General features: G+C 71.7%; 12 protein-coding genes. 7 read left to right on the top strand and 5 right to left on the bottom strand.

Features of this window, described 5'->3' with window-relative positions:
• The first annotated feature begins 232 nt into the window (after positions 1–232).
• The gene (locus tag ACZ49B_RS04810; protein ID WP_468300442.1) at positions 233–637 is read left to right on the top strand and encodes an aggregation-promoting factor C-terminal-like domain-containing protein; all 405 of its coding nucleotides are present in this window, start codon (positions 233–235) and stop codon (positions 635–637) included.
• Positions 638–783: 146 nt separating this feature from the next.
• On the opposite strand, the gene ACZ49B_RS04815 is transcribed toward ACZ49B_RS04810, so the two are convergent.
• On the bottom strand, positions 784–1,953 hold the full coding sequence (locus ACZ49B_RS04815; RefSeq protein WP_468300444.1) for a steroid 3-ketoacyl-CoA thiolase: 1,170 nt from the start codon (positions 1,951–1,953) through the stop codon (positions 784–786).
• 241 nt (positions 1,954–2,194) lie between these two features.
• Between ACZ49B_RS04815 and ACZ49B_RS04820 the strand changes: the two genes are divergently transcribed.
• Both ACZ49B_RS04820 and ACZ49B_RS04825 read left to right on the top strand, forming a co-directional pair.
• On the top strand, positions 2,195–3,439 hold the full coding sequence (locus ACZ49B_RS04820) for a cytochrome P450 (protein ID WP_468300446.1): 1,245 nt from the start codon (positions 2,195–2,197) through the stop codon (positions 3,437–3,439).
• A 205-nt stretch (positions 3,440–3,644) separates the two neighbouring features.
• Positions 3,645–4,028 carry a DUF6193 family natural product biosynthesis protein gene (locus ACZ49B_RS04825; RefSeq protein WP_468300448.1) on the top strand — a complete coding sequence of 128 codons (384 nt, stop codon included), beginning with the start codon at positions 3,645–3,647 and terminating at the stop codon, positions 4,026–4,028.
• Between the two features lie 137 nt (positions 4,029–4,165).
• Here the strand turns inward: ACZ49B_RS04825 and ACZ49B_RS04830 are convergent, their stop codons facing one another.
• Complete coding sequence (locus tag ACZ49B_RS04830) at positions 4,166–6,184, bottom strand: bifunctional glycosyltransferase 87/phosphatase PAP2 family protein (protein WP_468300450.1); 2,019 nt, start codon at positions 6,182–6,184, stop codon at positions 4,166–4,168.
• 120 nt (positions 6,185–6,304) lie between these two features.
• On the opposite strand from ACZ49B_RS04830, the gene ACZ49B_RS04835 reads away from it, so the two are divergent.
• Positions 6,305–6,643 (top strand): antibiotic biosynthesis monooxygenase family protein, encoded by a 339-nt coding sequence (locus ACZ49B_RS04835; protein ID WP_468300452.1) that lies wholly within the window; start codon positions 6,305–6,307, stop codon positions 6,641–6,643.
• 84 nt (positions 6,644–6,727) lie between these two features.
• On the opposite strand, the gene ACZ49B_RS04840 is transcribed toward ACZ49B_RS04835, so the two are convergent.
• The gene (locus ACZ49B_RS04840) at positions 6,728–7,123 is read right to left on the bottom strand and encodes a nuclear transport factor 2 family protein (protein ID WP_266667397.1); all 396 of its coding nucleotides are present in this window, start codon (positions 7,121–7,123) and stop codon (positions 6,728–6,730) included.
• A gap of 106 nt (positions 7,124–7,229) precedes the next feature.
• Here ACZ49B_RS04840 and ACZ49B_RS04845 point away from each other — a divergent pair, with 106 nt between their 5' ends.
• Positions 7,230–7,808, top strand: coding sequence for a GNAT family N-acetyltransferase (locus tag ACZ49B_RS04845; protein WP_468300454.1), 579 nt, complete (start codon positions 7,230–7,232; stop codon positions 7,806–7,808).
• Positions 7,809–7,867: 59 nt separating this feature from the next.
• Here ACZ49B_RS04845 and ACZ49B_RS04850 read toward each other — a convergent pair whose 3' ends face one another.
• Positions 7,868–9,934, bottom strand: a complete 2,067-nt coding sequence (locus tag ACZ49B_RS04850) for a DHA2 family efflux MFS transporter permease subunit (RefSeq protein WP_468300456.1) — start codon at positions 9,932–9,934, stop codon at positions 7,868–7,870.
• A gap of 223 nt (positions 9,935–10,157) precedes the next feature.
• Here ACZ49B_RS04850 and ACZ49B_RS04855 point away from each other — a divergent pair, with 223 nt between their 5' ends.
• Both ACZ49B_RS04855 and ACZ49B_RS04860 read left to right on the top strand, forming a co-directional pair.
• A complete protein-coding gene (locus tag ACZ49B_RS04855; RefSeq protein WP_468300458.1) occupies positions 10,158–11,003 on the top strand; it encodes a peptidoglycan-binding domain-containing protein in 846 nt (281 codons plus the stop codon).
• 128 nt (positions 11,004–11,131) lie between these two features.
• On the top strand, positions 11,132–11,815 hold the full coding sequence (locus ACZ49B_RS04860; RefSeq protein ID WP_468300460.1) for an HAD-IA family hydrolase: 684 nt from the start codon (positions 11,132–11,134) through the stop codon (positions 11,813–11,815).
• 2,094 nt (positions 11,816–13,909) lie between these two features.
• Here the strand turns inward: ACZ49B_RS04860 and ACZ49B_RS04865 are convergent.
• The gene (locus ACZ49B_RS04865; RefSeq protein ID WP_468300770.1) at positions 13,910–14,431 is read right to left on the bottom strand and encodes a DinB family protein; all 522 of its coding nucleotides are present in this window, start codon (positions 14,429–14,431) and stop codon (positions 13,910–13,912) included.
• Positions 14,432–14,466 lie beyond the last annotated feature (35 nt).

Genomic DNA, 14,466 nt, shown 5'->3' on the forward strand with positions numbered 1-14,466 from the left:
CACCAGCGAGAACGCCGGCATCCCGGCCACCGGTCCGGTGGTCCCGCACTGCGAGGACGGCTAGTAATAGGGGTCGTTGCCAGAGCCCCGGGGACCTGGCTAACTGGTGTTGTCGCCACGGCGGCCGGGGTCTTCGCCCCCCGCCCGACGAACCCCTCTCCTCCGCGTGAGTGGCTCACGCATGTCCTCGACATGCCCGCGACCGCCCTTGTCCCCTTCGGAAGGTTCATCCGTGTCCAACACCGTCATCCGCCGCATCGCCGCCTCCAAGAAGACCCTCGCCGGCTCCATCGTCGCCCTGGGCGTCGCCGGCACCATGCTCGCTGCGGTTCCCGCCCAGGCGGCCCCGATGAGCGCCAAGGCGATCGCGCGTCAGATGATCAAGGACCCGGCCCAGTTCGCCGCCTTCGACAAGATCATTTCCCACGAGAGCGGCTGGGACCACACCGCCACGAACGCCTCCTCGGGTGCGTACGGCCTGGCCCAGGCCCTGCCGGCCTCGAAGATGGCCTCCGCGGGTGCCGACTGGAAGACCAACCCGGCCACCCAGATCAAGTGGGGCCTGGACTACATGAACTCCCGCTACGGCAGCCCGGTCGGCGCCTGGAACTTCTGGAGCGCCAACCACTGGTACTAAGCCACTGGTAACGGCTCTGCCAACAGCTCGGCCAACGGCCCCGCAGCATGAGCAGTGCGAAGGCCCCGGTGGCCGGACCTCCCCAGGTCCGGCCACCGGGGCCTTCTGTTTCCCATCCCACAGGGTTCAGTGGACGCCGCGCCCGCTCACAGCCGCTGGATGATCGTCCCGGTCGCCAGCGCGCCGCCCGCGCACATGGTGATCAGCGCGAACTCCTTGTCGCGGCGCTCGAGCTCGTGCAGCGCGGTGGTGATCAGCCGGGCTCCCGTCGCGCCGACGGGGTGGCCGAGCGCGATGCCGCCGCCGTTGACGTTGACCTTCTCCAGGTCCTGTTCGAAGACCTGGGCCCAGCTGAGGACGACGGAGGCGAACGCCTCGTTGATCTCGACCAGGTCGATGTCCTTGAGCGACATCCCGGCCTTGCCGAGCACGGCCCGCGTCGCGTCGATCGGCCCGTCGAGGTGGTAGTGCGGGTCGGCGCCGACCAAGGTCTGGGCGACGATCCGGGCGCGCGGCTTGAGCTTGAGCGCGCGGGCCATCTTGCGTGAGGCCCACATCACGGCGGCGGCCCCGTCGGATATCTGCGAGGAGTTTCCGGCGGTGTGCACGGCGGTCGGCATGACCGGCTTGAGCCGGGCCAGTGCCTCCATGCTGGTGTCGCGCAGCCCCTCGTCGCGGTCGACCAGCCGCCACATGCCCTGCCCGGCGCCCTGCTCCTCCTCCGTCGTCGGGACCTGGACGGCGAAGGTCTCCCGCTTGAACCGCTCCTCGGCCCATGCGGTGGCGGCCCGCTCCTGGGAGAGCAGCCCGAGCCGGTCGACGTCCTCGCGGGTCAGGCCCCGGTGGCGGGCGATCCGCTCGGCGGCCTCGAACTGGTTCGGGAGGTCGACGTTCCACTCGTCCGGGAAGGGCTTGCCCGGGCCGTGCTTGGAGCCGGAGCCCAGCGGCACCCGGCTCATCGCCTCGACGCCGCAGGCGATGCCGATGTCCATGACACCGCCGGAGATCATGTTGGCGACCATGTGGTTGGCCTGCTGGGAGCTGCCGCACTGGCAGTCCACGGTGGTCGCGGCGGTCTCGTACGGCAGGCCCATCGCGAGCCAGGCGTTGCGCGCCGGGTTCATGGACTGCTCGCCGGCGTGGGTGACGGTGCCGCCGACGATCTGTTCCACGCAGTCGGGCTGGATTCCGGTCCTGGCGAGGAGTTCGCGGTACGTCTCGCCGAGCAGGTAGGCGGGATGGAGGTTGGCGAGCGCGCCCCCGCGCTTGCCGATGGGGGTGCGTACGGCTTCGACGATGACGGGTTCCGCGGCCATGAGCTCGTCCTCTCCTGCACTGTGCCGGCACGGCGGGCCGTCCCGGCGCCCCGCCCGAACTAGTACGCGTTCTAGTTCTCCTCGCAGTCTTATGACCCGGAGGCCCGGCACGCAAGGGTCTTGCACGCGGCTTCCACGGATTCCACACGCAACAGTTGGCGCGAGGACCCTTGTCACTTCTAGAACTCGTTACTACCTTCAAGCCAACTTCTGATGGGCCGTCAGACTTTGGAGTCGCCCGATGCCCTGTCCCGCGCTGCCCGAAGGCTTCGACGCCACCGACCCCGACCTCCTCCAGGACCGGGTCCCCTTCCCCGAGTTCGCACAGCTGCGGCAGACCGCACCTGTGTGGTGGTGCCCCCAGCGGCGCGGCATCACCGGCTTCGACGACGAGGGCTACTGGGTCGTGACCCGGCACGCGGACGTCAAGTACGTCTCCACGCACCCCGAGTTGTTCTCCTCCACCACCAACACGGCGATCATCCGCTTCAACGAGCACATCCAGCGCGAGCAGATAGATGCCCAGCGCCTGATCATGCTGAACATGGACCCGCCGGAACACACCCGCGTACGCCAGATCGTGCAGCGCGGTTTCACCCCGCGGGCCATCCGCGGCCTGGAGGAGGCCCTGCGCGACCGGGCCGGGAAGATCGTCGCGCAGGCGCTGGAGGCCTCGGCCGACGGCAGCTTCGACTTCGTCACGCAGGTCGCGTGCGAGCTCCCGCTGCAGGCCATCGCCGAACTGATCGGCGTACCGCAGGAGGACCGCCTGCGCATCTTCGACTGGTCGAACAAGATGATCGCGTACGACGACCCCGAGTACGCGATCACCGAGGAGGTCGGCTCCAACGCCGCGATGGAGCTCATCGGCTACGCCATGAACCTGTCCGCCGCCCGCAAGGAGTGCCCGGCCAAGGACATCGTCACGCAGCTCGTGGCGGCCGAGGGCCAGGGCAACCTGGGCTCCGACGAGTTCGGCTTCTTCGTGCTGCTCCTGGCGGTCGCCGGCAACGAGACCACGCGCAACGCCATCAGCCACGGCATGCACGCCTTCCTGACCCACCCCGACCAGTGGGAGCTGTACAAGGCGACCCGGCCGGCGACGGCCGCCGAGGAGATCGTCCGCTGGGCCACCCCGGTGGTGTCCTTCCAGCGCACCGCCACCCAGGACACCGAACTGGGCGGGCAGAAGATCAAGGCGGGCGACCGGGTGGGGCTGTTCTACTCCTCCGCCAACCACGACCCCGAGGTCTTCACCGACCCCGACCGCTTCGACATCACCCGCGACCCGAACCCGCACCTGGGCTTCGGCGGCGGCGGCCCGCACTTCTGCCTCGGCAAGTCCCTGGCCATCATGGAGATCGACCTGATCTTCAACGCGCTGGCCGACACCCTGCCCGACCTGCGGCTGACCGGAGAGGAACCGCGCCGGCTGCGCGCCGCCTGGCTCAACGGCATCAAGGAGCTCCGGGTCAGCCACGGTTGAGCACGACTCCGTGGCCGTACCGGTTCCACGGCGGCAGGGGCCGCTCCTCCCACGCCCCGGCCCCTGCCGTCCCCGGAATGCCGCCGGGGAACGCACGCGGGGGGCGCGCCCGGCGCGCGGACGGGGCGCATCGGGGGCACACGTATGCCGGATTGTTGACTTCCGGACCATTGTCCTGAGACCGGTGGGGCGTCACACTGCGCGGATGAACCTTCACGCTGCCGATACAGACACCGCTCCCCGGGTGGATGCCCGCTGGCAGCGGCTGCCCACGACGTGGCGGCTGATCCAGGAGCGCGGCGGACCCGAGACGCTCTGCCGCGGCGTCATCGACCTCATCGAGGCCGCCGCCGCGCAGCCGCAGCTACGCCGGCTGTACCCGTTCACCCGCCAGTGGACCCTCTGGTTCAGCTCCCGCACCCGCCACCCCTTCGAGGTGGAGGCACCGGCCGTCGAGCCCACGCCCGACGGTCGCTTCCGGGTGCGCAGCCCCAGCCTGAACACCGTCATCGCCGAGACCGACACCGCCGAAGCCGCCATCGCGCTCGTCGTGGACGGGCTCACCGCGGGCGGCGCGACGGCGGGCTGATCGCCCCGGGTGGCGCAGGGGCCGCCGACGGCGGATCCTGACAGGACGCGGCGATCCACCGAAGGGGTGTCGGAGCGGGCACACGGCCTGCCCCGACACCCCTTCGCGTTGCGGAACCCGCCCGTGGGCCCGGCCGCTCAGGCGCGGCTGCGCGTGGCGGCGGCCACCCGCTCCGGCTCCCGCGGCCGCGGCACGCTCAGCCCGGCCGGCAAGGCGGCGCCGCGCGGCCCCGACAGCACGTACACGAGCCCGAACCCGGCGCCGATGACGACCGCGCCGCCGACCGCGTCGAGCACCCAGTGGTTGGCGGTGGCGACGATCGCGCACACCGTGATCAGCGGGTGCAGCGCCCCGAGGAGCTTCTGCCAGCCCTTCGGCGCGAGCGTGATGATCACGATCCCGCACCACAGCGACCACCCGAAGTGCAGCGAGGGCATCGCCGCGTACTGGTTGGAGATCGCGGTCATCGCCCCGTACTGCGGATGGGCCAGATCCTGCGGCCCGTGCACGGTGTCGATGAAGCCGAGCGCGGGCATCAGCCGCGGCGGCGCCAGCGGGTACAGCCAGAAACCGACGAGCGCGAGGACGGTGGCCAGGCCCAGGGAAGCGCGGGCCCAACGGTAGTCGCCCGGCCGACGCCAGTACAGGACCGCCAGGATCGTCAGCGGCACCACGAAGTGGAACGACGTGTAGTAGAAGTTGAAGAACTTCTCCAGCCAGGGCAGGTTCACGACGGCGTGGTTGACGGCGTGCTCGATGTCGATGCCCAGCGCCCGCTCGACGGCGTGGATCTGGCTGCCGTGGCCCTCGGCGACGCTGCGGCTGCTCGGCGCGGCGGCCCGGATGTGCGAGTACAGCGAGTACCCCACCCGTATCAGCAGCAGCTCCAGCAACAGGTTCGGGCGCGAGAGCACGCGCCGCCAGAACGGCATCAGCGGCACCCGCGACCACCGGGCGGCGGCGGGTCGGCTGTACTCCGTCGCGACGGGCTCGCGCCAGTACGGCGAGGAACGCGGCAGGAACGGCACCGCGCAGGCCGCCGCCAGCGCGGCGAGCAGCAGCACGTTGTCCCGTACGGGGGCCAGCGCGGCCAGGTTGGGCAGCAGCACGTCGGCGGGCAGCGTCATGGCGAGCACCACGGCCACCGGCCACACGGGCCGGTCCGCCGCCCGCTTGCCGACCTTGCCGGCCACCGCGAGCAGCACCCACAGCAGCTGGTGGCGCCAGCCGGTCGGCGCCACGGCGACGGCCACGCAGCCGGTGACGGCCACGGCGAGGAGCAGCTGGCCGTCGCGGGCGTAGCGGGCCGCGCGGCGCAGGCCGACCCAGGCGATCCCGGCCGCGAGGGCCACGTACAGCAGGATCTCGAGGGGGCCGCTCAGGCCGAGCCGCAGCAGCGCGCCGTGCACGGACTGGTTGGCGAGGCTGTCGGGGGCGCCGCCGAGGCCGGTGCCGGCCAGGTGGTGGACCCAGTACGTCCAGGAGTCGCGCGGCAGGGCCGCCCAGGACAGGGCGGTGGCTCCGGCGAACGTCGCGGCGGCGGCCTTGGCGGTGGGGCGGCGGCCGGTGAGCCACAGCAGCGGCGCGAACAGCAGCAGGGCCGGCTGGAGCGCGGCGGCGAGGCCGACGAGGAAACCGGCCGGGCGCTCGCCGGGCACCCGGAACACGGCCAGCAGCACCAGCAGCACGGGCAGGACGGCGGTCTGGCCCGGCGAGGCGGCCGCCCGGACGGGCAGCGACACCATCATCAGGCCGACCAGCACGGGCGCGGCGAGCAGCGCGGTGCGCCGCGGCACCGGATCGGGCAGGCCGCGCGCGGCGACCAGCCCGACGGCGGCGACGAACAGCAGCGTCACGCAGGTCCAGGCCACCTCCAAGGAGGGCGCCGCAAGACCGAGGAACGGCCTCAGGACCAGCCCGGCGAAGGGGCTCCCGGTGAACTGGCCACCGTCGTAGAGCGAGCCGGGAAAACTGCCGGGGAGCTGGAACTCGCTGAGCCATTCGCCCGGTGGCACGCGCAGCACCGCGGCGGCCTGCCTGACGGCGAGGACACCGGCCAGTGCCCACAGGAGGAACCGTGCCGCCCCCAGCCTGCCGCTACCGCCTATGACCCCGGCATGTCCGTTCGCACCACTGTGCTCTGCCGCGTTAGCCACGCCTCGCCGGCCTCCCGCCCTGTTGACCGCAACCTTGACTTCGCCTGGCTGCCGCGTTTCATGCACCGCTTCATTACCTGGGAGGACGATATCCCGCACGGGATCCCTAGGATGGCGGGCATGAGCATCGTGAAGATCAACGCACTGACCGTGCCCGCCGAGCAGCGGGAAGTACTGGAGCAGCGGTTCGCCTCGCGGGCGGGTGCCGTGGAGGGTTCGGACGGGTTCGAGTGGTTCGAGCTGCTGCGTCCCGTGGAGGGGACGGACCAGTACCTCGTGTACACGCGGTGGCGGTCGGAGGAGGACTTCCAGGCGTGGATGGAGGGGCCCATGAAGGCGGCCCACCAGGGCGGCGGCGGGGGCGAGGGCGGGGGCGAGCGCCCGAAGCCGGCGGCCTCGGGGTCGACGGTGTGGTCGTTCGAGGTCGTGCAGCAGGCGGCGCCGAAGCCGCAGGGCTGAGGCGGGGGCGGTCCATGGGCCGCGGGACGAGGAGGCCGCGAAGGCTGCTGTTTCCAGGACTGCCTGGTCAGCCCCGGAGCGGGATCAGCCCCAGAACCGGTCCTCCTCGTCGATGTCCTGCGTGCACTGGTCGACGTCGGTGATCTTCCCGCCGACGATCGTGAAGAAGAGGCCGCCCTGGATCTCGATCCCGTGGTCGCCGCGGTCGCCGCGCGCCGTGTGGAAGGTCATGCCGTGGCCGCGCCCGTCGACCAGCACCGAGTGCAGATCGACCTGGAAGGTGCCGTTCGTCTCCTCGCCGAACCGCCGGTAGAGGTCGAGGACGGCTTCACGGCCCTTGTGGTGCCCCGAAAGCGGGTTGCTGCCGGGCACGTGGTGGATGACGTCGGCCGTCATCAGCGTGCCCAGCGTCTCCATGTCGCCCTTGCCGAAGGCCTCGTAACCGCGGCGGATCAGGGCAGCGTCAGGGTGCTCGGACATGGCGTATCACGCCCTCCATCTGAGTGATATGCGTCTTTTCCTATCATCGGCCCGTACCTGTGGATATTCCACGCGGCGAGACGCGCACGAACTCCACAATGGCGCCATGAACATCAACAGCACGAGCAGCAGCCCCACCGCCGACACCCCCCGCGAGGCGGGCCACCGAACCGTCGGCAACCGGACCGTCGGCAACCGGACCGTCGGCAATTGGACCGTCGTCGCCGAGCACTTCGCCACCGCCGACGCCACCGCGCTGCGCCGCGCGTACTACGCGGAGGTCGCCGGCCGGTACTGGAAACGGTCCGTCACCGAGGCCGAGATCGACGAGGGCCTGCGGAACGACCCGGCCGACGGGCTCCTCCCGCCGACGGGCCGGTTCGTGGTCGGCCGGCTGGACGGCAGGCCCCTGGCCTGCGGCGGCATTCGGCTGCTCGACCCGGTGACCGCCGAGCTCACCAGGGTGTACGTGGACCCCCGGGCCCGCGGCACCGGCGGCGGGGCGGCGCTGCTCGGAGTCCTGGAGGACGAGGCCCGGGCGCTGGGCGCCGGGCGGGTCCGGCTCGACACCCGGTCGGACCTGGTGGAGGCGCGAGCGTTGTACGCGCGGCACGGGTACGCGGAGATACCGGCGTACAACGCGGGCCCGTACGCGGAGCACTGGTTCGAGAAGCCCCTGGTCTGAACCCGGCCGGCGTCCTGCCTGCCCGGTGTCCTGCCTGCTCGGCTGCCTGCCCGTCGGGGTCAGTGCGCGGCGTGGTCCCGGCGCGCCGCGGAGTCGTAGGGCTCCTCGGCGTCGGACCCGCAGAGCTCCGCGTTGATCTCCTTGACCAGCTTGACCAGGTCGGTCGGGCGGTCCGGGCCCCACCAGTCGCCGAGCAGTTCGGCGAGCGACTCCTCGCGGGCCTCGGCCAGCTTCTCGGCGTACTCCCGCCCGCGTCCGGTCAGGACCAGCGGCAGTCCGTCCCGTACGGCGAGTCCGCGCTCTTCGATCTGGCGGGCCGCGTCCGTGATCACCTTCAGCGGCACGGTGGTCCGGTCTGCGAGCATCGCGGGCTCGGCCGACCCGTACTTCTTGATCCGCAGCAGCAGCCAGCTGGCCGCGGGCAGCAGATCGAAGCCGGCCTTCTCGGTGATCTTCTCGTAGACGTGGCGGCGGCCCTCGCGCGTCCCGAGGACGGTCAGCGCGCGGGCGACCTCGTCGCGGGAGGAGCGGTGGACGGGGTTCGAGGCGAGGGTCTCGGTGACGTCGGGCGCGGTGACCGAGCCGCGGAGCACGTCCTCCTTGAGGAACCAGGCGATGACGAAGGCGAGGAGCACGACGGGCACCGCGTAGAGGAAGACGTCGGTGATGGAAGAGGCGTACGCGTCGAGCACGCGGGGCTGCAGCTCGGCGGGCAGCCGTCCGATGGCCCGCGGATCGGCCTCCACCTGCGCGGCCGAACCGGGTGGCACCGGCAGCCCGGCGAAGGCGGTGGCGAGCTTGCCGTCGAGCCGGTTGGTGAAGACCGTCCCGAAGATCGCGACACCGAAGGAGGCTCCGATGGAGCGGAAGAAGGTGGCACCGGAGGTGGCGACGCCGAGATCGGCGTAGCTGACGGCGTTCTGCACGACCAGCACCAGCACCTGCATGACCAGACCCAGACCGGTACCGAAGACGAAGAAGTAGATGCTCATCTCCCAGGTGCCGCTGGTGCGCTCCAGCTGGTGCAGCAGGAGCAGCCCGACCGCGGTCACGGCCGTGCCGGCGATCGGGAAGACCTTCCACCGTCCGGTGCGGCTGACGATCTGGCCGGACGCGGTGGAGGAGATCAGCATGCCGAGCACCATCGGCAGCATGTGGACGCCGGACATCGTGGGCGATACGCCCTGGACCACCTGGAGGAACGTCGGCAGGTAGACCATCGCGCCGAACATCGCGAAACCGATGACGAAGCTGATCACCGAGCAGAGGGTGAAGGTGCGGATCCTGAACAGCCCCAGCGGCAGGACGGGTTCGACGGCCCGCCGCTCGACGAGGAGGAAGCCGGCGAGCAGCACGGCGCCGAGGACGGCCAGGCCGACGATCCGGGCCGAGCCCCAGCCCCAGGTGCCGCCGAGGGAGGCGACGAGCACGAGGCAGGTGGCCACGCAGGCGATGAGGAAGGTGCCGAGGTAGTCGATGGTGTGCTTCAACCGTCGCACGGGGATGTGCAGGACCGCGGCGATGACGACGAGCGCGACGAGACCGATGGGGAGGTTGATGTAGAAGACCCAGCGCCAGGACAGGTTGTCGACGAACAGACCGCCCAGCAGCGGTCCGAGGACACTGGTCGCGCCGAAGACGGCGCCGAAGAGGCCTTGGTACTTGCCTCGCTCGCGGGGCGGGACGATGTCGCCGACGATCGCCATCGACAGCACGATCAGTCCGCCGCCGCCCAGGCCCTGCAGGGCGCGGAACCCGATGAGCTGCGGCATGTCCTGGGCGATCCCGCACAGCGCCGATCCGATGAGGAAGAGCACGATGGCGCCCTGGAACAGCTTCTTGCGTCCGTACTGGTCGCCGAGCTTGCCCCACAGCGGCGTGGCGGCGGTGGCGGCCAGCATGTACGCCGTGACGACCCAGGACAGGTGCGCCATCCCGCCCAGCTCGCTGACGATCGTCGGCAGGGCCGTGGAGACGATGGTCTGGTCGAGGGCCGCGATGAGCAGGCCGAGCAGCAGGGCGCCGATGGAGATGAGGACCTCGCGGGAGGTGTGTTCGGCGGCCGGGCCGGACTTGTGAGGGTGCGGAGCGGAGTCCGCGGCGTCCGTGGTCACGTCCTGAGCCATCCGTTCCTCCTCGGGCCGGAACAACATGTCCATCCTGAGCGGTGTGGCCGGATATGGCCTCTCGGGCGGGTTGGGCAGGCCCCGGAGGGTCTGCATAATCGCAGGCAATGGCCAGGGAGGGATTCCAGTGAGCGCTGAGCGCTGTCCAGAATGCGGCGCCGTGGGCGTCGACTGCGGGTGCGCGCCGGGGGCCGGTTTCGAGCCACTGCGCATCCGTCCGTACGTGACGCTTCCCGACCCCGGCCAGTCCGAGGACCCGCCGCCCCCGCAGCCGGTGCGGGGCGTGGTGGCCGGTCCCGCGGGCGGGTACGCCCGTCCCGCCGAGGCGCCGCCTGGGGACGACACCCCGGCGTACGGGATACCCGTGGCCTGGCCGGACGCGCCGCCGACGGCACACTGGCCGGCCGAGACGGTCCAGCTCCGGGCCGCCACCCCGGCGACCGGCACGAGGGGCGGGGGGAGGGGAGGGGGAGGGGGCCCCGAGAAGCGGACCGGCCCGTCCCGCCGGCGGCGGCTCCCGACGATCCTGGCCGGCGCCGGCACGGTGGTCGCCGTCGGCACGGCCGCCCTGGCGCTGGGGATGCTCCCGCGCTCCGGTGACAGCGACACCGTCCTGCTGGACGCCAAGCCCTCCGCGCCCGCCGTGAGCCTGGCTCCGGCCGGCCCCACGCAGCCGGCCCCCACGAGCAGCCCGTCCCGCTCGGCCTCGGCCTCGGCTTCGCCGTCACCGAGCGCCTCCAGGTCGGCGTCCCCCTCCGCCTCCCCCACGGCCTCCCGCAGCGCGGCACCCCCGTCCCCGACCCCGTCGGCCGGCATGAGCAGCAGCAAGCCGAGCGTCCCCGCACCACCCCCGTCGGCACCGACGCTGCGGTACGGGAATTCGGGCCCGGAGGTGGAGAAGATGCAGCGGCTCCTGGCGGGGCGGGGCTACTACCGAGGGAAGATCAACGGCAGGTTCGACGACCGTACGGAGAACGCGGTCTCGGAATTCCAGTGGCGCAACAACATCGACGAGGAGTGGGGCGTCTACGGCCCGGAGACCCGTCAGGCACTGGAGGGCACGGGCTGATTCCACGCGGAGTGGCGCAGACCGCCCCATGTTTTGTATCGTGTAGAAACAAAGTGGTTCCGCCCGCATTCCCTGACCGGTGGGCGGAGCCACTTGTTCTCTTTCCCGCCCCGTCTGGAGCACCGCCGATGTCGGCCAGCACCACCACCGCACCCGTCGCCCTCACCGCCAAGGCCCTGCTCCTGGACATGGACGGCACCATCGTCAACTCCGACGCGGTGGTCGAGCGCTGCTGGCGCGACTGGGCGGTGTCCCACGGGCTGGATCCGCAGGAGGCCCTCAAGGTGGTCCACGGCCGCCAGGGCTACGCCACGATGGCCATCCTTCTGCCGGAGCGCCCGATGGAGCTCAATTACGCCGAGAACACCGTGATGCTCGCCCGCGAGACCGCCGACACCGACGGTGTGGTCGCGGTCGGCGGAGCCGCGGAGTTCATGGCGGCGATCGACGGCCTGCCGCACGCCCTGGTCACCTCCGCCGATGCGGCCCTGGCCACGGCCCGAATGACCGCCGCCTCCCTGCCGATGCCCGAGGTACGGGTCACGGCCGAGTCGGTCCAGGCCAGCAAGCCCGACCCCGAGGGCTTCCTCAAGGGCGCCGCCGAACTGGGCGTGGACCCCGCCGACTGCATCGTCTTCGAGGACTCCGCAGCAGGCATCGCCGCTGGCCGGGCTGCGGGCATGCGCGTGATCGGCATAGGCCCCCGCGCCGCGGCCCACGCCCCGACGGCTCACGTCCCCGACCTCACGTCGGTCCGCGTGACCACCACCCCGGACGGCTCGATCCACCTGACGCTGACGCCGGGGGCCTGAGGGGCTCGAGGCGCCGGCTCGGCGACGGGGCTTTCGGCGGGGGTTCGGGGGTGGGCCCGGGGACAGGGACTTCGGCGGGGGTTCGGGGGTCGGCCCGCGTGCGCCGCGTTGAATGCGGGTCGGGACCTCCTCCGGGCCGGGGGCCGCGCATTCGGCGCCGGGAAGGCCGGCCGGGATCCTCGGGTGGGGGACCGCACCACTCCGCATCGCGCTAGCCGGCCGGGATCCCCGGGTGGAGGTCCGCACCACTCCGCATCGGAAAGGCCGGCCGGGATCCCCTGGTCGAGGACCGCACCACTCCCCTCCGAGAGCCCGACCGGGAATCCCCAGGTCGAGGACCACACCACTCCGCACCGCGAGCCCGACCGGGATCCCCAGGTGGACGACCACACCACTCCGCACCGCGCTAGCCGGCCGGGACTCCGGGCCGGGATGCATGTACTCGGCGTCGGGAGAGTGTCCGGGGGCGTCCCGCCAGTCCACTGTCCTTCCGTGTCGTGCCGGTCCCTCAAGGGCGCTCCTTCGTCGCGTCGCTTCGCGATGGCCTGCGGCCACCCTTGACCGACCGACCCGCCCCGGAATGCCAAAGACTGTCGGGAAGCCCCCGAAGGATGGCCGGGGGGTTCACGTTCCGATTGGCCCAGATCAGAGATGCCGAGCAGGGGCCCCTGGCCATCCGGAGTCTGTCCTCGGGACCAGCGAGCCGGAGCGGGATGGGGCCTGAGGGAGGGGACGGCCTCCTGAAGGGCCCATAGGCGCCCGTTCCGCGCCCCGACAGGGTCAACCTGCACCAGACAGCGATGAGATGACGATGCAGTGGGGGGTGGGCCCGTGGACGCACCAAATCGCTACGCGCTCCTCTCAGCTTGGCGTCCGCCGGCCGTCTGGCGCTGGTCATAAGCCGCCCACGATCTCCACCCGCTACCGGTGGTCTCGCGGCGATCAGCCCGCCGGCGGCTGGCCATCCCCCACTCCGCCCGCCACGGGCTCCCGGCCCTCCCTGGCGCCCATCGCGGCGTCTTCTGCGAGCGGCGATTGCGGGTGGCCTACGACCCTCGCTGCGCGATCCACCACCTGCCGCCTTGACGAGCCCGCCCCCTGCCCGCGGACGTACAGCCGCCGTCCGACTCGTCCCGGCCGGCGCGGACCTACAGCCATCCCCCGGGTCGCTGGGAGCCACCTTCGGCTGACATGCCCCCACCCACCGCGGCGGACGCAACCCCGCCCTCCACCGCGTGGGGCGGATGGGCGCCCCTTTTGGGGCCGCATAGGCCCTCCAAGCCCCTCGAGAGGGCGTATGGACCCCACAGGCCATCCCAGATGCCCTTCGCCCGCCGACAGAAAGGGCATCCGAGGCAGAAAAGCGGCCAGACGGAGTCTGATGCCAGTCTTCTCAACCTCACGCTCCGGCAGGCGCCCATTCACCTCCCTCCCGGCCGCCAAAATGGGACAAACGACCCGCAGTCGCATCGGCAGGGACGGCTGCAGCGATCACGGGCGGCCTATGTCCAGCCCCAGACGGGCGGGGACGCCAAGCCGGGCTGAGCGCGTAGCGATCTGGTGCGTCTGCGGGCCCGGCTGCACTGCAGCGCCGTCTCATCGCTGTCTGGTGCGGCTTGACCCTGCTCGGGTCCGGAAAGGGTGCCTCTGGGCCCTTGAGGGGAGCGTGCCCTCCCCGCGCCCTCGTCACTGGCTGGGCTCGGCGGTCCTGGTGGACTGACTCCGGATGACCAGGGGCCCCTGCTCGGCATCTCTGATCTGGCCAGGTCGGAATCCGAACCCCCTGGCCATCCTTCGGGGGCTTCCCGACAGTCTTCGTCTTTCCGGGGTGGGCCGGGCAGTCAAGGGTGGCCGAAGGCCATCGCGAAGCGACGCGACGAAGGAGCGCCCTTGACGGCCCGGCACGCACCGGAAGGACAGTGGACTGACGGGACGCCCCCGTACCCACTCCCGACGCCGCCCGGCCGAAAACCCCGCCCGCCCGAGATCCCGACCTGCTCCGCTCCCGCCGAGCACGCGAACCCCGCCACCCCGCCCCCACCCCACCCCACACCCACCCACCCACCCACCCCACGCAACGCCACACCACGCCCCCTACTGCCCCACCCGCCCGTCGATCCGCTCCCGCAGGAAATCGGCGTGGCCGTTGTGGCGGGCGTATTCCTCGATCATGTGGACCAGGACCTCGCGGAGCTCCATCGGCTGTCCGCCGCCGTCGCCCACGACGCCCAAGTCCGGGGTCCCGGCCACCAGCTGTTCCGCGAAGGCGATCTCGGCCCGCCAGGTGGCCCAGGCGTCCGCGACCACCGCCGGGTCGGCCACCGCCTCCGTGAAATCCGCCGCCGGATCCTCCGCCGAGCGGTAGTGCCGTCGTACGTCCTCGCCCGCCATCACGTGGCGGAACCAGTACTGCTCCACCCCCGCCAGGTGCCGCACGAGCCCCAGCAGGGAGAGGTTCGACGGCTCCACCGAGCGGCGCGCCATCGCCTCGGCGTCGAGTCCGGCGCACTTCAGCTCCAGCGTCAGCCGCTGGTCGCGCAGGTAGCCGGCGAGGACGGCGCGTTCGCCCCGGAAACCGCCATCGGTGCGGGTGTCGTCGTCGGGGTGGACGAACATGTTGGACCAGCCGAAGCGTCGTTCGGCGGCGGACG

The organism is Streptomyces sp. NPDC031132 (assembly GCF_055570595.1).

Excerpts from the sequence above, each read along its gene's own strand:
- ACZ49B_RS04840 (WP_266667397.1), bottom strand. The coding sequence starts at position 7,123 with ATGTCCGAGCACCCTGACGCTGCCCTGATCCGCCGCGGTTACGAGGCC.
- ACZ49B_RS04850 (WP_468300456.1), bottom strand. The coding sequence starts at position 9,934 with ATGGCTCAGGACGTGACCACGGACGCCGCGGACTCCGCTCCGCACCCT.
- ACZ49B_RS04860 (WP_468300460.1), top strand. The coding sequence starts at position 11,132 with ATGTCGGCCAGCACCACCACCGCACCCGTCGCCCTCACCGCCAAGGCC.
- ACZ49B_RS04825 (WP_468300448.1), top strand. The coding sequence starts at position 3,645 with ATGAACCTTCACGCTGCCGATACAGACACCGCTCCCCGGGTGGATGCC.
- ACZ49B_RS04820 (WP_468300446.1), top strand. The coding sequence starts at position 2,195 with ATGCCCTGTCCCGCGCTGCCCGAAGGCTTCGACGCCACCGACCCCGAC.
- ACZ49B_RS04845 (WP_468300454.1), top strand. The coding sequence starts at position 7,230 with ATGAACATCAACAGCACGAGCAGCAGCCCCACCGCCGACACCCCCCGC.
- ACZ49B_RS04815 (WP_468300444.1), bottom strand. The coding sequence starts at position 1,953 with ATGGCCGCGGAACCCGTCATCGTCGAAGCCGTACGCACCCCCATCGGC.
- ACZ49B_RS04865 (WP_468300770.1), bottom strand. The coding sequence starts at position 14,431 with ATGTTCGTCCACCCCGACGACGACACCCGCACCGATGGCGGTTTCCGG.
- ACZ49B_RS04835 (WP_468300452.1), top strand. The coding sequence starts at position 6,305 with ATGAGCATCGTGAAGATCAACGCACTGACCGTGCCCGCCGAGCAGCGG.